This window comes from Sphingomonas sp. FW306-1B-B10E (assembly GCF_058782005.1).
The window spans coordinates 158,491-177,415 of sequence record NZ_JBYSXG010000002.1; the positions used below are offsets into that span (position 1 = coordinate 158,491).

The 18,925-nt window shown below is 66.4% G+C and carries 23 protein-coding genes and 1 tRNA gene; 6 read left to right on the top strand and 18 right to left on the bottom strand.

Annotated elements, in window-relative coordinates; translation table 11 throughout:
* Window positions 1–13: 13 nt before the first annotated feature.
* From AC3WJI_RS01765 to ccmC, 5 genes are read right to left on the bottom strand one after another with little or no spacing between them, the layout of a single operon-like run.
* Window positions 14–538 carry a redoxin family protein gene (locus AC3WJI_RS01765; RefSeq protein WP_492755509.1) on the bottom strand — a complete coding sequence of 175 codons (525 nt, stop codon included), beginning with the start codon at window positions 536–538 and terminating at the stop codon, window positions 14–16.
* Window positions 535–2,469, bottom strand: a complete 1,935-nt coding sequence (locus AC3WJI_RS01770; protein ID WP_492755510.1) for a heme lyase CcmF/NrfE family subunit — start codon at window positions 2,467–2,469, stop codon at window positions 535–537. The genes AC3WJI_RS01765 and AC3WJI_RS01770 overlap by 4 nt, the downstream gene beginning before the upstream one ends.
* Entirely contained in the window at window positions 2,466–2,900 is a 435-nt protein-coding gene (gene ccmE, locus AC3WJI_RS01775) for a cytochrome c maturation protein CcmE (protein WP_492755511.1), read from the bottom strand. Before ccmE ends, AC3WJI_RS01770 begins: the two co-directional genes overlap by 4 nt.
* A complete protein-coding gene (gene ccmD / locus AC3WJI_RS01780; RefSeq protein WP_492755512.1) occupies window positions 2,897–3,028 on the bottom strand; it encodes a heme exporter protein CcmD in 132 nt (43 codons plus the stop codon). Before ccmD ends, ccmE begins: the two co-directional genes overlap by 4 nt.
* Entirely contained in the window at window positions 3,025–3,744 is a 720-nt protein-coding gene (gene ccmC / locus AC3WJI_RS01785; RefSeq protein ID WP_492755513.1) for a heme ABC transporter permease CcmC, read from the bottom strand. The genes ccmD and ccmC overlap by 4 nt, the downstream gene beginning before the upstream one ends.
* A gap of 221 nt (window positions 3,745–3,965) precedes the next feature.
* On the opposite strand from ccmC, the gene AC3WJI_RS01790 reads away from it, so the two are divergent.
* Window positions 3,966–4,796 (top strand): alpha/beta fold hydrolase, encoded by an 831-nt coding sequence (locus AC3WJI_RS01790; RefSeq protein ID WP_492755514.1) that lies wholly within the window; start codon window positions 3,966–3,968, stop codon window positions 4,794–4,796.
* Window positions 4,797–4,838: 42 nt separating this feature from the next.
* On the opposite strand, the gene AC3WJI_RS01795 is transcribed toward AC3WJI_RS01790, so the two are convergent.
* From AC3WJI_RS01795 to AC3WJI_RS01815, 5 genes are read right to left on the bottom strand one after another with little or no spacing between them, the layout of a single operon-like run.
* Window positions 4,839–5,216, bottom strand: a complete 378-nt coding sequence (locus tag AC3WJI_RS01795) for a DUF1801 domain-containing protein (protein ID WP_492755515.1) — start codon at window positions 5,214–5,216, stop codon at window positions 4,839–4,841.
* Window positions 5,217–5,230: 14 nt separating this feature from the next.
* On the bottom strand, window positions 5,231–5,647 hold the full coding sequence (locus AC3WJI_RS01800; protein WP_492755516.1) for a DUF1801 domain-containing protein: 417 nt from the start codon (window positions 5,645–5,647) through the stop codon (window positions 5,231–5,233).
* Entirely contained in the window at window positions 5,644–5,850 is a 207-nt protein-coding gene (locus AC3WJI_RS01805) for a hypothetical protein (protein WP_492755517.1), read from the bottom strand. Before AC3WJI_RS01805 ends, AC3WJI_RS01800 begins: the two co-directional genes overlap by 4 nt.
* 12 nt (window positions 5,851–5,862) lie before the next feature.
* Entirely contained in the window at window positions 5,863–6,285 is a 423-nt protein-coding gene (locus AC3WJI_RS01810; protein ID WP_492755518.1) for an SRPBCC family protein, read from the bottom strand.
* Window positions 6,282–6,608, bottom strand: a complete 327-nt coding sequence (locus AC3WJI_RS01815; protein ID WP_492755519.1) for an ArsR/SmtB family transcription factor — start codon at window positions 6,606–6,608, stop codon at window positions 6,282–6,284. Before AC3WJI_RS01815 ends, AC3WJI_RS01810 begins: the two co-directional genes overlap by 4 nt.
* A 162-nt stretch (window positions 6,609–6,770) precedes the next feature.
* Here AC3WJI_RS01815 and AC3WJI_RS01820 point away from each other — a divergent pair, with 162 nt between their 5' ends.
* Window positions 6,771–6,944, top strand: coding sequence for a hypothetical protein (locus AC3WJI_RS01820; protein ID WP_492755520.1), 174 nt, complete (start codon window positions 6,771–6,773; stop codon window positions 6,942–6,944).
* A 50-nt stretch (window positions 6,945–6,994) separates the two neighbouring features.
* Here the strand turns inward: AC3WJI_RS01820 and AC3WJI_RS01825 are convergent, their stop codons facing one another.
* The 5 genes from AC3WJI_RS01825 to AC3WJI_RS01845 form a co-directional block, all read right to left on the bottom strand.
* Window positions 6,995–7,852, bottom strand: a complete 858-nt coding sequence (locus AC3WJI_RS01825) for a sigma-70 family RNA polymerase sigma factor (protein ID WP_492755521.1) — start codon at window positions 7,850–7,852, stop codon at window positions 6,995–6,997.
* Window positions 7,849–8,307: a carboxymuconolactone decarboxylase family protein gene (locus AC3WJI_RS01830; protein ID WP_492755522.1), complete on the bottom strand. Its 459-nt coding sequence runs from the start codon at window positions 8,305–8,307 to the stop codon at window positions 7,849–7,851. The genes AC3WJI_RS01825 and AC3WJI_RS01830 overlap by 4 nt, the downstream gene beginning before the upstream one ends.
* A gap of 123 nt (window positions 8,308–8,430) precedes the next feature.
* On the bottom strand, window positions 8,431–9,483 hold the full coding sequence (locus AC3WJI_RS01835) for a Glu/Leu/Phe/Val family dehydrogenase (protein ID WP_492755523.1): 1,053 nt from the start codon (window positions 9,481–9,483) through the stop codon (window positions 8,431–8,433).
* A 24-nt stretch (window positions 9,484–9,507) separates the two neighbouring features.
* Window positions 9,508–9,584, bottom strand: a tRNA-His gene (locus tag AC3WJI_RS01840).
* 16 nt (window positions 9,585–9,600) lie between these two features.
* Complete coding sequence (locus AC3WJI_RS01845; RefSeq protein ID WP_492755524.1) at window positions 9,601–10,332, bottom strand: ATPase, T2SS/T4P/T4SS family; 732 nt, start codon at window positions 10,330–10,332, stop codon at window positions 9,601–9,603.
* A gap of 109 nt (window positions 10,333–10,441) precedes the next feature.
* Here AC3WJI_RS01845 and AC3WJI_RS01850 point away from each other — a divergent pair, with 109 nt between their 5' ends.
* Complete coding sequence (locus tag AC3WJI_RS01850) at window positions 10,442–11,122, top strand: prolyl hydroxylase family protein (protein ID WP_492755525.1); 681 nt, start codon at window positions 10,442–10,444, stop codon at window positions 11,120–11,122.
* A gap of 58 nt (window positions 11,123–11,180) precedes the next feature.
* Here the strand turns inward: AC3WJI_RS01850 and AC3WJI_RS01855 are convergent, their stop codons facing one another.
* From AC3WJI_RS01855 to AC3WJI_RS01865, 3 genes are all read right to left on the bottom strand, one after another.
* Window positions 11,181–13,958, bottom strand: coding sequence for a TonB-dependent receptor domain-containing protein (locus AC3WJI_RS01855; RefSeq protein ID WP_492755526.1), 2,778 nt, complete (start codon window positions 13,956–13,958; stop codon window positions 11,181–11,183).
* Between the two features lie 88 nt (window positions 13,959–14,046).
* A complete protein-coding gene (locus AC3WJI_RS01860; RefSeq protein ID WP_492755527.1) occupies window positions 14,047–15,648 on the bottom strand; it encodes a beta-helix domain-containing protein in 1,602 nt (533 codons plus the stop codon).
* Window positions 15,649–15,921: 273 nt separating this feature from the next.
* Window positions 15,922–16,872, bottom strand: coding sequence for a helix-turn-helix domain-containing protein (locus tag AC3WJI_RS01865; protein ID WP_492755528.1), 951 nt, complete (start codon window positions 16,870–16,872; stop codon window positions 15,922–15,924).
* Between the two features lie 251 nt (window positions 16,873–17,123).
* Between AC3WJI_RS01865 and AC3WJI_RS01870 the strand changes: the two genes are divergently transcribed.
* The 3 genes from AC3WJI_RS01870 (at window position 17,124) to AC3WJI_RS01880 (ending at window position 18,884) form a co-directional block, all read left to right on the top strand.
* Complete coding sequence (locus AC3WJI_RS01870) at window positions 17,124–17,399, top strand: DUF4242 domain-containing protein (protein WP_492755529.1); 276 nt, start codon at window positions 17,124–17,126, stop codon at window positions 17,397–17,399.
* A gap of 2 nt (window positions 17,400–17,401) precedes the next feature.
* Complete coding sequence (locus tag AC3WJI_RS01875) at window positions 17,402–18,475, top strand: GlxA family transcriptional regulator (RefSeq protein ID WP_492755530.1); 1,074 nt, start codon at window positions 17,402–17,404, stop codon at window positions 18,473–18,475.
* 91 nt (window positions 18,476–18,566) lie between these two features.
* Complete coding sequence (locus AC3WJI_RS01880) at window positions 18,567–18,884, top strand: UrcA family protein (protein WP_492755531.1); 318 nt, start codon at window positions 18,567–18,569, stop codon at window positions 18,882–18,884.
* The last annotated feature ends 41 nt before the right edge of the window (window positions 18,885–18,925 follow it).

The following is an 18,925-nucleotide window of genomic DNA, read 5'->3' on the forward strand; positions in this document are numbered from 1 at the left end:
GAGCTGCGGCCTCTCACTTCGCCTTCTCCAACTCGGCAAGCAGCTTGGGCACGTCATCCTCGCGCACGTCGCCGATATGCTGGTAGGCAATCCGCCCCTCGGCATCGATCACGAAGGTCTCGGGAACGCCTGACGACCCCAAAGCCAGCTGCGCACGACTGGCCTTGTCGTCGCCGATCCGCGCATAGGGATCGCCATTACGCGCGAGGAACGCCTGCACTGCCTCGGGCGTGTCGCGGATCGCAATCGCGTCGATCTCCACGCCCGCCGCCTTGAGCCTCATCAATTGCGGCGCCTCGGCGATGCATGGGATGCACCAGCTGGCGAAGACGTTGAGCAGCCGCGGCTTGCCCTTCAGCTCCCCGCTCGCGATCCCCGGTTTGCCGGGCAGCAGTGCAGGCAGCGCCAGCGCGGGCAGCGGCTTGCCGACCATCGCAGAATGCACCATCCGGTCGGAGGGCTTGAACAACCCGCTCGCGACCAAGGCGAACACCAAGGCGAACAGCATCAGCGGCGCCCAGATCAGCACGCGCCTCATGCCCAAGACTCCGCCTCCGCAGCCCGCCGTTCGCGCAACACCCGGCCGATCAGTGCCAGCAGCCCGCCGAGCGCAATCAGTCCGCCGCCCAGCCAGATCAACGTCACGAACGGCTTCCACCACAAGCGCAATTGCCAGCGTCCTTGCGCGTCACCCTGACCGAGCACCGTGTAGAGCTGCCCGTCGAGCAAGGTAGTGATCGCCGCTTCGTTGGTGTTGGTCGGCGGAGTGCTGAAGAAGCGCTGCTGCGGGAACAACTCGAACATCGCGCCGTCACCGCGCCGGATCTGCAGCCGCGCTTCGAGTGCGGACCAGTTCGGACCTACCGTGGGATGCACATCGGCCAGCGTTACGCGGAACGGCCCGACGGCGACGTTCTGCCCCACTGCGATCGCCGCAAGCCGCTCGGTCTTGAACGCGCTGTCCGCCGCCATGCCAGCTATGCTCACCGCGACGCCGAGATGCGCGATCGCCATTCCCCAGACGTGCAACGGCGTCCGGCGCAGATTGCGCCGCACCAGCGGCGCCACGCTCGCCACGCCGAGACCGACCGCAAAGGCGATGCCGAGCACTGAGACGAAATGCGCGCCACCCGAAAGCACGAAGATCAATGCGAATGCTACGCCCGCCGCTGCGGTCGGTGCGAGGACCCGCTTGGCTAGCGCATTCCAATTGTCGCGCCGCCAGCGCAGCAAGGGGCCAGCCGCGGTCGCCGCGACCAGCGCGAGGGCGACGGGAACCAGCGCTTTGTTGAAGAACGGCGCGCCGATCGAGAGCTGGACCCCCGCCGCCTGCGCCGCGAGCGGATAGAGCGTGCCGATGAACACCACCCCGAGGATCACCGAGAGCAGCAGGTTGTTGAGCACCAAAGCGCCCTCGCGGCTGACCAGCTGAAAGGTCGAGCCTTGCGCGACGGTGCCGACGCGTGCGCCGAACAGCGCCAGCGCGCCGCCGATATAGATGCCCAGCAATGCGAGGATGAAGGTCCCGCGCGTCGGATCGACTGCGAAGGCGTGGACGCTGACGAGGATGCCCGACCGGACGAGGAAGGTGCCGATCATCGACATCGCGAACGCGACCAGGGCCAGCATCAAGGTCCAGGCGCGGAGGCCGTCGCGCGTCGCGAGCACGGTGACCGAGTGGAGCAACGCCGTCGCCGCGAGCCACGGCATCAGCGAGGCATTCTCGACCGGGTCCCAGAACCACCAGCCGCCCCAGCCGAGCTCGTAATAGGCCCAATAGCTGCCAGCGGTGATCCCGATCGTCAGGAAGATCCACGCAGCGAGCACCCAGGGTCGCATCGCCCGCGCGAAGGCGGGACCGACGTCGCGCATGATCAGCGCGCCCACTGCGAAGCTGAACGCCACCGACAGCCCGACATAGCCGAGATAGAGCGTCGGCGGATGAAACGCCAAGCCGGGGTCCTGGAGCAGCGGATTGAGCCCCTGCCCGTCGGGCGCTGGCGGGTTGAGCCGCAGGAACGGGTTCGAGGCGAAGGCGAGAAAGGCATAGAAGCCCAGCCCGATCGCCGCCTGCGCGCCCAGCGTCGCCGCCAATGTCCCGCTTGCCAGTCGCCGCTCAAGCATCGCCACCCCCGCCCCGGCGGTCGCCAGCACGGTGACCCAGAGCAGCATCGAGCCCTCATGGTTGCCCCAGGCGCCCGCGACCTTGTAGATCAGCGGCTTCATCGAATGGCTGTTCGCGGCCACCAGCGCGACCGACATATCGCTGCGCACGAACAGCGCGATCAACAGCGCGAATGCCAGTGCGGCGAGCAGCCCCTGCACCAGGGCGGTGCGGCGCAGCGCCGTCATCAACATGCCGACGTTCGGATTGGCGCCATGGTTTGCCGCCCCCCAGGCGAGCATCAGCTGGACGAGCGCGAACGCCGCCGCCAGCCACAAGGCTGCAAGCCCGGCCTCGGCGATCATTTTTCCAGCGTCTCGGTCTTGTGCATCTTTCCGGCGACCTGGGGCGGCATATAGCGCTCGTCATGCTTGGCGAGCAGATTGTCCGCGGTGAAGCTGCCGTCGGGGTTGAACCTGCCCTCGGCGACCACTCCCGAGCCTTCCTTGAACAGGTCGGGCGCGACGCCGCGGAACGCCACCGGGACCTTCGCCTTGCCGTCGGTCACGACGAATTTCATCGATACGCCATCGGGCTGGTGGACCAGCGAGCCCGTGGCGACCATTCCGCCCAACCGCACCGACTTGCCGAGCGGCAGCGCTTTCCCCGCGACATCGCCCGGTGCGTAGAAGAACGCCGCCTGGTCCTGCAGCGCCGACAGCGCCAGCCCCGCCGCTCCGGCGACCGCTCCGAGCGCGAGCAACCCCAATACGAGCCGTTGATGCTTGGGCTTCATCGCTCGCGCCGCAGCGAGTCCGCCGCGGCCTCGGCGCGGCGCATCGAAAGCCACGCCCACGATGCCAGCCCGCCGGTACCGAGCAAGGTCACCGCATAGGCGGCGGTCACATAGGCCCAATGGTTCACTGCGCCGCCATCCGCCGCATCCGCGCCTCGACCTTCTGCGTGGCGAGCATCGCCCGCATCCGCATCAGCACCACGCCGGCGAACAGCAGGGTGAACCCGCCGATCGTGAAGAAAAGCGGCCACAGCATCGACGAATCGATCGACGAGCTGGTCAGCCCGATGCTCTGCCCCTGGTGCAGCGTGTTCCACCATGCCACCGAATAGCGCACGATCGGCAGCAGCACCGATCCCGCAACGCCGAACAGGGCCGGCACGCGCCCGTCGCCGCCGCGCTCGCTGTCGGCGCGGGCGAGCGCGATATAGGCGATGTAGACGAAGAACAGCAGCAGCATGCTGGTCAGCCGCCCGTCCCATTCCCACCAGGTGCCCCAGGTCGGTCGCCCCCAGATCGAGCCGGTGATCAGGCAGAGCGCGGCGAACACCGCCCCCGCCGGCGCGATCGCGCGCGCGGCGATATGGGCGAGCGGATGCCGCCAGATCAGATAGCCGAGGCTCGCCCCCGCCACCCCGGTCCATCCGCCCATGCCCAGCCACGCGGCAGGGACATGGATGTAGAGGATCCGCACGCTCTCCTTCTGGAGATAGTCGCCGGGCGTCTGGGTCAGCCCGCCCCAGGCGCCGAACAGCGCGAGCGCAACCCCGGCCCAGAACAGGGCCGGCGTCAGCGGGCGCGCGAGCTTGAGAAAGCGCGTGGGGTTGGCGAGAGCGTGGATCACGATGCTGGACCGACCATTAGCTGGCTTCTCTACCGGAATCTACGCCGGGATGTTCGCCGCGGACGACCGATTGCAAGTTCTGCGCTTGCGTACCGTCACCGCTGTCATCATGCTTTCGTCACGGGATCGTAAGGACATGGCGCGACCGCATTCTTAGGAGGGTGCGCACGCGGACAGACGCCGGCCTTTCCCCGGCTTCACCACGAACAAGGACCAGGCCCATGCCTACGATCACCACCAAGGACGGCACCGAGATTTTCTACAAGGATTGGGGTCCCAAGGACGCCCAGCCGATCGTCTTCCACCACGGCTGGCCGCTCTCGTCCGACGATTGGGACGCGCAGATGATGTTCTTCCTCGGCGAAGGCTATCGGGTGATCGCGCATGACCGCCGCGGGCACGGCCGCTCGACCCAGACCGACACCGGCAACGAGATGGACACCTATGCCGCCGACCTGATCGAGCTCGCCGCGGCGCTCGACCTCAAGGACGCGATCCATGTCGGCCATTCGACCGGCGGCGGCGAAGTTGCGCATTATGTCGCGCGTGCCGAAGCCGGCCGCGTCGCCAAGGCAGTGCTGATCGGCGCGGTCCCGCCGATCATGGTCAAGTCCGACGCTAATCCCGGCGGCCTGCCGATCGAAGTGTTCGACAGCTTCCGCAGCCAGACGGCCTCCAACCGCGCGCAATTTTTCCTCGATGTCGCGAGCGGCCCCTTTTACGGCTTCAACCGCGAGGGCGCCGAAGTGAAGCAGGGCGTGATCGACAATTGGGTCCGCCAGGGCATGACCGGCGGCGCCAAGGCGCATTATGACTGCATCAAGGCGTTTTCCGAGACGGACTTCACCGACGATCTGAAGAACATCGACGTCCCCGTCCTCATCCTCCACGGCGAAGACGACCAGATCGTCCCGATCGATGATTCGGCGCATCTCGCGATCAAGCTCGTCAAGAACGGCACGATCAAGACCTATCCCGGCTTCCCGCACGGCATGGCGACCACCCACCCCGACGTGATCAACGCCGACCTGCTCGCCTTCATCCGCGGCTGAGCAATCCGCCCCTCCCGGTCCGCCGGGAGGGGCTTGTCTTTTCTAACGGCCGCTAGAGACGTTGTGCGCCACTGCCGCGCGGATCAGCGTCTTTAGCGCATCCTCGTCGATTGCCTGGCCTTCGGCGAAATCGATCGCGCGCCGGACGTTCCCATCCAGGCTCGCATTGAACAGCCCCGCCGGATCGTCGAGCGCAGCCCCCTTGGCGAAGGTCATCTTGACCGTCTTCTTGTAGGTCTCACCGGTGAACAGCATGCCGTCGTGATACCAGGTCGGCACCCCGCGCCACTTCCATTCCTCGGTGACGTCCGGATCGGCCTCCTTGATCAGCGCGCGCAGCTTCGCGAGCGTCTCGCCCCGCCAGTCGCCCAGCTCCTCGATCCGCGCGTCGATCAGTTCGGACGGCGATTTGTCGCTCATGCCCTTCTCCTCGCTCAGGGGATCCAGCCGGGCAGCGCCGCCGCCTGCCGGATCCAGTCGGCGAGTTGCGCCTCGTCGAGCGCCTCGCCTTCATGGATGTGAAAATAGCGGACGTTTGCGTCTTTGGCGGGAATCGGCGGCATCGGCACCAGTCCCGCACCGTTGAAGAAGGACAGCTTGATGTACTTGGTGAAGCAATGCGCTCCGAGGAACCAGCTCCTGCCATCCACGCCATAGAGCGGCGAGTTCCATTTCACTGCCTTGCGCACCTCCGGAAGCGCATGGACGATCAGCGCGTCGAGCCGCTCGCCCACCGCGCGCTTCCACCCGGGCATCGCGGCGATATAGGCCTGTACCGGCGTATCGCCGTCGCCCTTCGGGATCTGCGGATTGCCCCCTGCGAGCAATACCGGCTTGTCAGTGCTGCTCACGCGCGTGCAAGCCGGCCGAGATGGGGCAAGGCGAAGAGGTACAGGCCGGTGACCAGCAGAAGGATCAGCGGCACCAGCGCGAATAGCCCGAGCCACGTCGGCTGCCCTCCCGCGGTCATCGCGACGATATAGGCAATCACGCCCAGCGTGAAGGCGATCGCCAGCCAGCGATGCACTTGCCGTATCCAACCACTCGCGCCCATTTCCGCCTCCCCTCAGATCCGCTCGATCACCTGTTCGAGCTTGTCGAAGAACTGCTTCCACCCGGCATGCGCGCCGCCAAAGGCCTGCTTCTGGTCCGGCCTGAACCCGGCCTGCTCCATTCGCAGATGCGTGCCCGCAGCGGTCGGCGTCAGCGTGAAGGTCACCACGCTCTCCAGCGCGAATGCGGGATTGTCGCTCGCGAAATCCCAGCGGTACGACAGCTTCCGCAGCGGTTCGATCTCGAGCACCTCGCAGTCGAGCACCCCGCCCCATTCGCCGGTCAGCTTGAAGCGATGCCCGATCACCGGCGCGAAATCGTTCGCCATCAGCCATTCCGCGATCAGATGCGGCTGCGTGAGCGCGCGCCACAGCCGCTCGGGCGGGTGCGCGATCTCGCGCTCTACGACGACGCTGCGTTTCTCAGCCTGGGTCACTGGTCCATCCTCTTGAGCAGATCCTCGAGATCGTCGAACCGCCGCTCCCAGAAGCCGGCCATCTGGCTGGTCCAGTCGAGCAGCGGCGCCAGCGCACCCGGCAGCGCGCGATAATGCGTCAGCCGCCCCGCGGGTCTATCCGCCACCAGCCCGGCATCGCGCAGCACGCCGAGATGCTTCGATACCGCCGGCTGAGACACGCCCGCCTGCGCGGTCAACGCCCGCACCGTCTGCTCGCCGTCGCGGCAAAGCCGCTCGAACAGCGCCCGCCGCGTCGGATCGGCGAGCGTCTTGAACAAATGATCGGGGCTCTGTGGCGTCAAAATACATAACTCACTGGCTATGCATTTTCCATAACCGCGGAGTTATGAATGAGTCAAGCGCGGGAAGAGAGTTAACCCGGCGAACGTCGCTGGACAGCGCGATCGCATGCATCCAGCCTGGCACCAGGGCGTTGTATTTGCCTGGTGAAGGAGCATTGCGAGATGACCGAGGGCCATGACCCACGCGCAGCAGCGGCGATGACGGCGATGTCTCTCGATCTGGCCGAAATCCTCGCCACGATCGAACAAGTGCGTGCGCGGCTCCAGCGCGTTCAGGCCGGCCTGATCTGCGCCGAGCTCGACGCCGCCGAATCGGCGCTGACCACTCGGCAATAGGCTGCCCTATCAGTACTTGTTGGGCGGCTGCTCCAGTCGCCCGCTTTCAATCACTGTAGCGCACTGAGATGCCGCAGCTTGTCCGGATTGCGCATGACGTAGATGGCGACGATCTTGCCGTCGTCGATCGCCAGCGCCGTTGTCTGCAGCACCCCGCCCGGCTCACGCGTCACGAATCCGGGCAATCCGTTGATCATCCCCCAGCGCTCGACCCGTGACATCTCCTTGGCGAAGAACCGCGCCAGCGAACCGTGGAGCTTGAGCACGTCCTCGACGCCGAGGATCGGCCGCAGCCCGGCATGGACCTTGCCGCCACCGTCCGAATAGACCGAGACATCGTCGGCGAGCAGCCCGCGCAACGCGCCCATTTCGCCGCTCCGCGACGCGTGGAAAAAGGCTTCGGCAATTTCGAGCCCGCGCTCCTTGGGCATAGCGAAACGTGGTCGCGCCGCGCGCACGTGGGTACGCGCGCGGCTGGCGAGCTGGCGCGCAGCAGCGGTGTCGCGTCCGATCGTCTCGGCGATCTCGTCGAACGGCGCCCCGAAAACGTCGTGGAGCAGGAACGCCGCGCGCTCGAGCGGGGACAATCGCTCCAGCGCCAGCATCAATGGCAGGGTGACGTCGTCCGCCTCGCCGTCCTCCTCGACCACCGGCTCGGGCAGCCAAGGCCCGACATAGGTCTCGCGCCGCGCGCGTGCCGATTTGAGCTGGTCGAGGCACAATCGTGTCACTACGCGGCGCAGGAATGCCTCGGGCACGTGGATCGCGTCGCGGTCGGTGCCCATCCAGCGCAGAAACGCATCCTGGACCACATCCTCGGCATCGGCGACCGAGCCGAGCATGCGATAGGCGATTCGGATCAGCCGCGGCCGCAGCGGATCGAACGATGCGGCCGCGTCGCCGGTCACGCCGCTTTCACCGCAGGCTTGCCGGCGTAGAACAGGTCGAAGCCGACCGCGATGCGATTCCACCCGTTGATCGCGTTGATCATCAGGGTAAGCTGCACCTGCTCCTCCGCAGTGAATTCGGCCGCGAGCGCATCATACACCGGTCGCGGCGCCCGAGCGGTGGATACCAGAGTCAGCGCATCGGTCCATGCCAGCGCCGCACGCTCGCGCGCCGAATAAACCGGCGCCTCGTGCCAGGCGCTGAGCAGATAGATTCGCTGCTCGGTCTCGCCGGCCTTGCGCGCGTCGGCGGTGTGCATGTTGAGGCAATTGGCGCAGCCGTTGATTTGCGAGGAGCGGATCTTGACCAGCTCGAGCAGGTCGGGCTCGATCGCCGGAGCGATCTTGAGCGACATGTCGAGCCAGGCCTGCATCTGGGCGGGGGCGGCAGCGAACGGGTCGAGGCGTTGAGTCATCGTCGGTCTCCTTGGGTTACGGAGACATGACGAGATGGCATCGGCCGATGTGACATGGCCGACGATTTTTTCCGGATTCCGCGAAAAGACCGCCTTGGAACGGAAGCTATCGCGGTATTCGGATCAGCCGCGCCCGATCAGCCGCTGGGCGATGCGATCGGCGACTTCGCTCTCGGGATCGCCAGTGCGGTCGCTCTCGTCCCAGACTTCGATGAGCCGCTCGGGGATCTTGTCCACGCGCGATTGGACCTCGGCCATGTTGCCCTGGCCGAGATATTCGAGCCCGACGTTGATGATCCCGCCCGCGTTGATCACATAATCGGGCGCGTAGAGGATGCCGCGGTCGTGCAGCCGCGCCCCGTCTTCGCGTGTCGCGAGCTGGTTGTTCGCGCCGCCGGCGACGACCTTCGCCTTGATCTGCGGGATCGACTGCTCGGTGAGAATGGCACCTAAAGCATTCGGGCTGAACAGATCGGACTCGAGCGCCAGGATGTTGGCAGCGTCGACCGCCTCGGCACCCAGTTCGGCCGCCAATGCCTTGGCGCGCCCTGCATTGACGTCAGCAAGCGTCAGCTTCGCCCCGTCTTTAGCCAGCAGTCGGGCGAGTCCGCCGCCGACCGAGCCCACGCCTTGGATCGCGACGCGAACGCCTGCCATCGACTCGGCACCCAGCCCACGCTTCGCCGCTGCCTTGACGCCGAGATAGACGCCACGCGCAGTCACCGGCCCGGGATCGCCGCCCGCGCTGCCTGCCGCGACGGGGAGCCCCGAGACGTGCTTGGTCTGCGTGGCGACGGTCTTCATCCGCGCCTCGGACATGCCGACGTCCTCGGCAGTGACATACTTCCCCTGGAGCGATTCGACCGCGCGGCCGAACGCTTCTAGCTGCGCGTCGGTCACCGTCGCGCCGGGCTCGGCGGCGAGGATCACGCCCTTGCCCCCACCCATCGGCAGGTTCGCCATCGCGTTCTTGTAGCTCATCCCACGCGACAGCCGCAGCGCGTCGGTGATCGCGGCGCGGTGGTCGGCATAATGCCAGAAGCGCACCCCGCCCGCTGCCGGCCCGAGTGCGGTCGAGTGAATCGCGATGATCGCGCTCAGCCCGCTGGCATGGTCGGTGAAGAGGTGGAGGCCCTCATGCTCGTCGAAATCGGGGAAGCCCCAGTCGGTTTTCAAAGGAAAATCCCGCGCTAAGGAGAGTGGGGCGACCGACGGGACTTGAACCCGCAACTTCCGGCATCACAAGCCGGCGCTCTAACCAATTGAACTACGGTCGCCGTGAAGGTTGGCCGCTTAGCGGGGGCTTTCGCGAAGCGCAAGATCATTGCGCGATGCGCCGACCGCGGCTTCCGGCGCAATCATCCCGTCGCGCGCCAAAGCCCTGGCCGCAGAGGCAAAATTCGCCGCTGCCAGAAAGGCGTGCCGCGCGAGCAACGGCGCGTCCGCACCGTCATAGATCAGACGGCGCATCGCCGGATCGATCTCGAACCCTTCGAAGATTCGCACCGGCGCGCCCTGCCCGCTCCCGCCGCACCGCTCGCAGCCGGGCGCCGACCACAGGATCGCGCCCGGATCGAGCCCGAGCAATGCGGCGCGCGATCCGAAGGCCTGGACCGGCTCGCGGCAGGTTCGGCACAGCCCCGGCGCAAGGCGCTGCGCGATCACCAGCCGCAACGCCGCGGCGAGCGCGAAGCGGTCGTCGGCGAGCCGGCGCAGGTTGAGGATGGTGCCGACGGCGTCGCCATTGTCGAACCACACCGCAACCAGGCCGCGATCGGCGGCCTCCACCGCCCGGTTGGCCGCGATCCGGTCGGCGATCACGCCGCCCAATGCCAGGCCGTAGTGGCGATGCAGCGCGATTGCGGTCTCCTCCGCGCCTGGTCCGGCGATCGCGATCAAGCCGGTGAGGCGCCTCGCCGCATCCTCGAGCGCCGCCCCGAGCCGCGCCGGCAAGCCCAGTGCCTCCACGCCGGTGCAGTCCGGTGCGTAGGATGATCCGGCTTCGAGCTGGGTGTCGACGGCCATTCGGCTCGACTGCCCGCACAATGTGACGACTTGCTTGCGCTTTTGTTACGCCGACATGTTCGGGCAGTGCATGCTGGCGAAAAGCCGCGGGATTTGGCAGAATCGCACGATGCAGACCCTCACCGCTTCCCAGAACGCAGTGCCCAATCTCGGTGCCGGCCACCCGTCCGAGCCCGTGATCGAACACATGCTCCGCCAGCCGGGCATCCAGCGTGTACCCAGCGTCAAAGTGGCTATGTTCATCGGCAAGAAGTTTCTCGAGCCCGAACTCTGCCAGCTACTGATGCTTCAGATCGATGCAAAGCGCCGCCCGTCGACGATCGCCGACGCCAATGGCGACTATGCCTTCCGCACCAGCGAAACCTGCGATCTCGATCCCAATGACGCAATAACGACCGAACTGAAGCGGCGGATCATCGCGCTCACCGGCCTCGATCCCGCACACGCCGAACCGATGCAGGGTCAGCGCTACGAGGTCGGCCAGGAGTTCAAGGCGCACACCGACTATTTCGAGCCGACCGGCGCGGATTACGAAAAATATTGCAGCGTCTCGGGTCAGCGCACCTGGACAGTGATGCTCTATCTCAACGAGGTTGAGGCCGGGGGCGTCACGCGCTTCAAGGCGATCGACAAGATGGTCGAGCCCGAGGTCGGCAAGGTGCTCGCCTGGAACAATCTGCGCGCCAACGGCACGCCCAACCCGTCGACGATCCACCACGCGATGAAGGTGCGCGCAGGCACCAAGTACGTCATTACCCAGTGGTTCCGCGAACGCCCCTGGGGCTGGTGACGCAGAAAGGGCCCCGGCAGGCTTTTGCCCGGCCGGAGCCCTCTCCCCCTTTATCGCGTCAGAACGTGGTGCTGAGGCCCAGCGAGAACACGCGGCCGACATCGTAGCGGTTGATGTACACGACGTTGCCGTTGGAGAAAGTCTGGCTCTCCTGGAAGCGCGTGCCGAGCAGGTTGCGGGCCTCGAGCTTGAGCTCGAACTTGCCGCCGCCGACATCGAAGCCCTGGCGGCCGACGATGTCGAGGCGGATGCCCGGGCGCTCGATGATGTCGGGCTGGAAGCCCTGGCCCGACAGGTTGGACGGCCCGCGATTGGTCACGCGGTCGCTCGCATAGTTGAACAGGAAAGTCAGCTGCGAGAGATTGTCCGTGTCCTCAATGCCGAGCTGCAGGTTGACCAGGTGATCCGACTGGCCGGTAAGCGGCGCGCCGTCGCGGAACTGCAGGCTCGCCGGGCCGAAGCCAGTGCCGCAGCCACCGATCGTCTGGTTGAGCACGTTCGGAACGCAGCTGTCGTCCGCGGTGATCGACGAGTGGGTGTAGGTATAGTTCGCGATCAGAACTGCGCGGCGTGACGCGAAGAAATCGCCGCCCAGCGAAGCCAACGGGAAATACTTCTGCACTTCGACTTCAGCGCCGTACAGCTTGGCCTGGGGCAGGTTGGTAAAGCCGGTCTGCAGACGGTCGTCGGCGCCGGTGTAGAAGCCGACCTGCTCGATGGGGTTGTCGATCCGCTTGTAGAAACCGGCGAGGGTGAAGCGCTGGTCACGCGCGTAGAACCACTCGTAGCGCGCCTCGAAATTATAGAGCTGCGAGTCCTGGAGCAGCGGATTGCCGAAGAACAGGCGATCCGAGTCCGGATCGCGGAACTGCTGCGGCGCCAGTTCGCGGAACTGCGGACGCGAGACCGTCTTGGCGAAGCTGCCGCGAAGCTGCATGTCCTCAGCGAAGTTCCAGGTCAGCGTGACCGCCGGGAGCCAATAGTCGTTCTTGAGCTTAGTCTCGGTCGCGCCGATCGGCGTGACGAACTGGTCGGCCTTCTCGTAGCGGACGCCGGCGACCGCACGCAGACTGTCGACAGGCGTGACCTCGGCCTGGAGATAGCCGGCATGGATGCGCAGGCCAGCGTCATAGGCATAGGCGCCGAGCGGCGTGCTGAACTGCAGTTCGACCGTGCAGGCGCCCTGCCCCTGCTGCGGGCACGCGTTGTTGACAACGTCGGGGCTCAACAGAAGGTCGGGACGATAGAGGTTATACGGATAGCCGATCGCCGTGCCGCCGCCGGCGCTCGTCTGATAATTGAACTGCAGGCGACGCGAGAAGCGCGACGTGTCCGAGTAATAATAGCCCGCCGAGAGCGTGGCGATGTCGGGCAGCTTGTACGAAAGGTCGGCCTGGCCGGTCCACAGATCCTCGTTCAGATCCGAAAAGATGATCGAGGCGAAGGGCGAGAAGCGCTGCGTGACCTGATAGGCGCCGTTGCACTGGAAGCCCTCGGCGCCATTGACGCCGTCGACGCTGATCGGCGCGCCGGTGGTGGTCCTGTTCGAGCAGAGATAGTCGAACTGGCGCTCATAGGGCGCGTCGCGCTTCGAATTGGCATAGGCGCCGCGCACGTCGAGATGGAGGTCGCCGAAGCGGAACTCGCCGACGCCCTGGCTCTCGAACAGCTGGCGTTCGAACCAGTTGGTGTTCTGCTGGAAGCGCAGGCCACTGGCGTTGTTGTACACCTCGGCCGCCGAGCCGCGCGCCTGCTTGAGCACGTCGCGGATATAGACGTTGGTCCAGCGGATGGTGTTCTCGCCGAACTCGTAGCCCAGGCCGATCAGCGCGTTGCCGACGATGCGGTTGTCGGTGAGCAGCGTGCGGAAATCGTTGCGGATCGATCCCGTCTCGGTGACGCTGTCCTGCTGGATGCTCGAGCGGGTGCGGAAGGTGTTGCTGTAACCGACGCTGGTGATCAGGCCGAGGCGGCTGCCGCCCAGGTCGAAAGTCGTGCCGGTGCTGAGCTCGGCCGACCAATTCGCCGGGAGCTGCTGATTGCGCTGCATCAGCGTGGTCGAGGCATTCGACAGCTGGAGCACCTGGCTCGCCGGAATGATGCCCGAGCCGTTCGGCGCGTTACGGATGAAATCGGGCACCGAGCGCGTGCCGTTGTCGAAGCCCAGCCAGTCAGTCTTGCTGCCGTAATAGGTGTAGCCAAGCTCGCTGGTGGTCACGTCGTCGGCCGAGATCGAACCGCCGAGCGTCACGAAATTCTTGGTCGGGATCGCCTTGGTGGTGAGGTTGATCACGCCGCCGCCGAATTCGGCGGGATAATTGACCGAATAGGTCTTCTGGACGAGCGCCGAGCCGACGATCGTCGTCGGGAAGATGTCGAGCGGCACCGAGCGGCGCAGCGGCTCGGGGCTGGGCAGCGGCGAGCCGTTGAGCAGCGCCGAGGAATAGCGATCGCCGAGGCCGCGGACATAAACGAAGCCGCCGCCGACGACGCTGAGGCCGGTGACGCGGGTGAGCGCGCCGGCGATGTCGCCCTCACCGGTGCGCGCGATGTCTTCGGTCGAAAGCACCGAGACGATCTGCGGCGTGGCGCGGACGGTGTTGGGGATGTGGCGACCCACGACGACGATGTCCTCGACGTCCTGGGTGTCGACGCCCGGCGCCGAGACCTCGACCTCCTGCTCGGTCGTGGCAGCCGGATCCTGCGCAGGATCGGCCTGCGGAGCCGTGGCGGGCGCGGGGGCCGCCGTTCCGCCGGCGGTCTGCGCGAGCGCAGCCGGAGAAACGAGCTGCGAGGTCAGGAGAAGGAGCGTGGCGTAGGCTAGGCGTCGCTGCATGGCCGGGTATCCAGTCAGTTATCTATGAGCGATGTCGGGGTGGCGGATTCCACCACCCCGACATGGTTGTATTCTTACTCGGCGAGCCTCAGCGGCCCTGGCAGCTGAAGTAGACCGAGTTGAACACCGGCGGGCCCTGATCCTGGAGCGCGGCATTCGCCGGACGGATCGTCGAGCGGTCGGCAGCGCTGGTTTCGCCGGCGATGAAGTTGGTGCAGGCAACGCCCGCCGGGCTCTTCACGACGCCGTTGATGAAGGTCATGTCCGCACCGCCGCGCAGACGGATCGCCGCGGGAGCATTGGCCGTCTGGATGAAGGTGAAGTTGGCGTAGCGGCCCCAGGTGCGCGGCAGCAGGTCTTCGGCACCGTTCGAGTCGATCTCGGTCGAGAAAGAGTCGGCGGTAGCGCCCGAGACCTTCTGGGCGGCGATCATGAACTGGATGAAGCCGCGCCAGCCATTGTCGACGTCGAAGCCGTCGTCGTCGGCGCCGGTGACCGCGATGTACTTGATGTTGGTGGTGCCGCCGAAGATCTCGATGCCGTCATCCGCCGAGTTGTGGCTCTGGATGTGGTCGAGCACGGTGCCCGAGCCGGTTGCGCCGAGGGTCAGGCCCTGGAGCTCGTTGCCGTCCGAGATGGCGATGCCGCTGTAGCGGATCTGGACGTACGACATCTGGCCGCTGCTGTCGGCTTCGTTGGTGCCGCCGTAGAAGCGGCCGGTGACGCCTTCGATCGCCTGCTGGCAGGGGGTACCCGTCGCACCACCGGTGCCCGCCGCGCAGACCGCGGTGGTCGAGCGGCCGAGCAGGATGATGCCGCCCCAGTGACCCTGGCTCACGTCGCTCTCGCCGTTGGCGACGAGGTTCTGCTGCGAAGTGAAGATGATCGGCGCGGCGAGCGTGCCGACGGCCTGGATCTTCGAACCGCGGTTGACGAGGAGCAGGTCGTTGGTGGCCTCGGTCGAGTCGGCGGCGACGACAACGCCCGGCTCGATCGTCAGCGTGACGCCGGCGCCGCCGGTGGCGCCCTGGTCGGTGCCGACTTCGGTCTGGCCGCGCAGGCGGTAGAACACGCCGGCGACCTTCGGCAGGGTCAGGTCGGTGGTGACGGCGGCCGGAATGCGGCAGGCGCGGAAGGTGGCGACGACGCCGTCATCGATCGTGCCGGTCGGGCACACCGCGGTCGCGCCGCCGGTGCCGATCGCGGGGATCGCGTTGCACGCAGCGCCGGTACCGCCGAACTGTGCGCTGCTCGAGTTGCAGGTCCAGCCCTGGAAGGCAGTGTCGGTCGGGCCGTTGAGGGCGCCGACATAGTTGGTGCTGGTGAAGAAGGCGTTCAGCGTCGCCGGGTTGCCCGCGGTGGTCAGCGAGGTCGCCGTCGTCGGATAGACGCCGTTGATCTGCGCGCCGGTGCCGCTGACATTGTTGTTGGTGCCCGTGTTGACGATGGCGAGCTGCTCGTCAGCAGTGATGCTGAGACCGCCCTGCGTAGTGACCGCGGCGAACTGCGCGGCCGTGATCGGCGCGGTCGGCGTCGGGGTCGGCGCGGGTGCCGGCGTGGGGGTCGGGGTGACGATCACGACGCTGCCAGCGCCCGGCGAAGCGACGTTGTCCGCGCCGTTGCAGGCGGACAGAGCCGCAGAGGCTGCCGTCGTCATAAGAATGAGGCTGAGGCGTTGGAAGCTGGCCATAAGGTCTCCGTTCCGGCGGAAATGCCGGGGTGCGCGTGGGCGAATTGACGGGATCGACTCGGTTCCCCCTGCCGATCACGAACGCTGCGCTAGGAGGCTTAAGTGACTTCTCGGCGAGATTTCGAAGACAGTTGAAAGACAATTGAATTACACTGCGGTGACAATGTTGCGCGAGGGCAACAATCGGCGGGGTTGCTGGCAAAATGGCCTGCCACACTCCCTATCTCGAAGGCAGGGACGGGCTGGACACGCGTCAAGCGCCGGAGTGGCCGGTCAACCGGCAGCCATTGCAGCTGCGCGCAAGTCCGAGGGCGTGGCCTCGAACCGCGCGCGAAAGCAGCGGTTGAAATAGGAGATGTCGCCAAAGCCGCATTCCAGTGCGACCGCAGCGATCGTGTGACCGTGCCAGCGCGGATCGCGAAGACGGTCCCGCGCCAGATCCAGCCGCGCCGCGAGCAGGGCCGCCGCAAAACTGGTACCCTGCCGCGCGAACAGCTTGCGCAGATAGACCGGGGAAATGCCCTGGCGCGCCGCGAGCATGCCGATCGAGAGGCGCGGCTGCCAGGCGAGACGGCGCAGGTCGGCAATTGCGAGCGAGAGCCGCGCCGCGCCGGCAGCGTTGCGAACCGATCCGTCCGGAGGCCCGCCCAGCGCGAGCGCGGCGAGCTCGCAGACATGGTCCGCCGCGGCAGCCGCCACCACCGGCGCGACGCGCTGCGACATCTGCTCGAGCAGCGCGATATAGCGCACTAGCAACGCAAGCGCGGGATCGGCGGCAGGGATCGCGCGGGCGAGCCGATCGAGCAGCCGGGGCACGCGGTCCGCCAGCAGCTTGGCTGGAAGGCGCAAGTTGAGGAAGTCGACTCCGTGCGGATGCACGCTGCGGCCCACTTCGCCGGCATGCAGCAAGGCGGCGTCGCCGGGCCGTAGCTGCGCCTCGCGCCCGCATTGCTCGACGGCGCCGTGCGCTCCGCCATGCACGATGAGGAGCAGGTCTTCGCCGCCGGCCAATGCGCTGGTCTTGGTGAAGATCGCACCCGTCGTCGCGCCGCGCACGAACGCGACGGGCCCCAGCGCCTGCGCTGTGAAGGTGCAATCGAAGGGCGCGTCGCCGACCGTATCGAGCGCAACTTCTAGCACCGATCGCCCATAGGTTTCTCGCCAGGCCTCGACACGATCGCGGACAGGAAGGTCGTCCGTCGAGAAGCGCAAGGGGGCGTGCATGCACGAACCATAATATGGGCTGCGTCCCGTGCCTAGCTATCACCGAGTAGCGCTGAGTCCGGCCCTGAGTAGCGCCTCGTCCAAGCACGATAGCACGATAGCTGCTAAATCATTGTCGTCACTATTGTTACTTTCTATCTAAATTCCTCATGCCTCGACGCTTTCGCCCCGCAAACTTGTCTGGATCGTCATCTTTTCGGTTACCGACAAAACCCGCAAAAAGCCCCCAACATCAAGGGGAGTTACACTGAATGAAACGTTATTTAATCCAGAGATATATTCCGGGTCTTGGCGAGTTTTCTAAATCAGGACTGGCGGAAGCTGCGCGCACTTCGAATGCCGCGCTGGCGGAATTGGGCGGGCGGGTCGTCTGGGAGCGTTCCTTCGTCACCCGGGACGGCACCTGGTGCGACTATCGTGCCGAGAGCATCGCGGCGATTGAAGAGCATGCGCGGCTGAGCGGCTTTCCCGCCACGCGGATCATCGAAGTGCTCGACATCATCGGCCCCGAAACGGCGAGCGGATGATCGTGGCGCGAGAGAATCCGAAGATGGGGCGCGTGCTCGACGTGACCATCGTCATGTTCGACGACGGCCTTTCGTCGACCGCAGTGATGCCGACCGAGATATTCCACTCGGCCGGCAGCCTGTGGAACGCGCTGATCGGCGAAGTCGCCCGTCCGGCGTTCCGCGTGCATACGGTGTCTATCGCCGGGGCGCCCGTGCGCACGCCCTATGGCTTCGAAATGACGCCCGACGGCGCGATCGAGGCGGTCGAGCATAGCGACATCGTGATCGTCCCCACTTCGGGGCTCGATCTCGACCTCAAGCTGGTGGAGCACAGCGCGCTGCTCCCCTGGCTGCGCGCCATGCACGCCCGCGGCGCCTATGTCGTCGGCGTGTGCATGGGCGCTGCCTATCTCGCCGCGGCGGGACTGCTCGACGGACGGCTGGCCACCACGCACTGGGCCGCCTGCGCCGACATTGCTGCGCGCTTTCCCAAGGTGCGCTGGCATCCCGAGCTGTTCATGACCGAAGACCAGCGCTTGCTGTGCAGCGGGGGGGTCGGCGCGTCGATCGACATCAGCCTCTATCTGGTCGAGAAATTCTGCGGCCATGACATCGCGGTGCAGACCGCCAAGGCGCTGCTGTTGCCAATGCCGCGGGTGATGCAGTCGGGATATGCCGTGCTGCCGGTGTCGCGAGCGCATGACGATCCCCGGATTCGCAGCGTCGAAGCCTATCTGCAGGAAAATTTCCGCGACGACGTTCCGGTGCAGATGCTCGCCGGCCTCGTGCACATGGGCGAGCGGACCTTCGTCCGCCGGTTCAAGGCCGCGACCGGGCGGCTTCCCGCCGGCTATGTCCAGGCGCTCCGAGTAGAAGCCGCGAAGACGATGCTCGAGCATGAAGGCGCGTCGGTGAGCATGGTCAGCGAGGCGATCGGCTATTCGGACATCGCCTTCTTCCGCACGATCTTCAAGCGGCTGACCGGCATGACGCCGGGACAGTATCGCGCCCAATTCGCGCCGATCGCAGTGCGGGGGCACGCACCGCCCGCCCTGCCCGCGCCGCGGTCCGAGCCGGCGCTCGGGGCCTGCTGAAGGATCCCGCACGGGTCGCCAAGACCTACAAGCATGGTTCCCGCCGCGAAGAGACCTTCGCGCGCCATCCCACGACATTGAGGAGTTCATCATGATATCATTGATCGCCACAGCCGCGTTCGCGCTCGCCCTCGCGGGCCCCGTCGAGAGCGACACGCGCTCGCGCACCGTCCATCACGCCGACCTCGACCTGCGCACGCCCGCCGACGTGCTTCGCCTCCAGCGCCGCGTCGAACGCGCGGCGCATTGGGTCTGCCGCGCGCCGACGCCGTCGAACCCGATCCTGTGGCGGCTCGAGCGCGAATGCGTGGCGGCGGCTTTGCTCGAGGTCCAGCCGCAGGTCGCCAGCGTCGTGCGATCGGCGCGCCGGGTGCAGGTCGCAGACATGGGTCCGCCTCGCGCACGCTAGTCCGAGAGCTTGATTTCACACTCCGGCATCGCCGCTTTCGC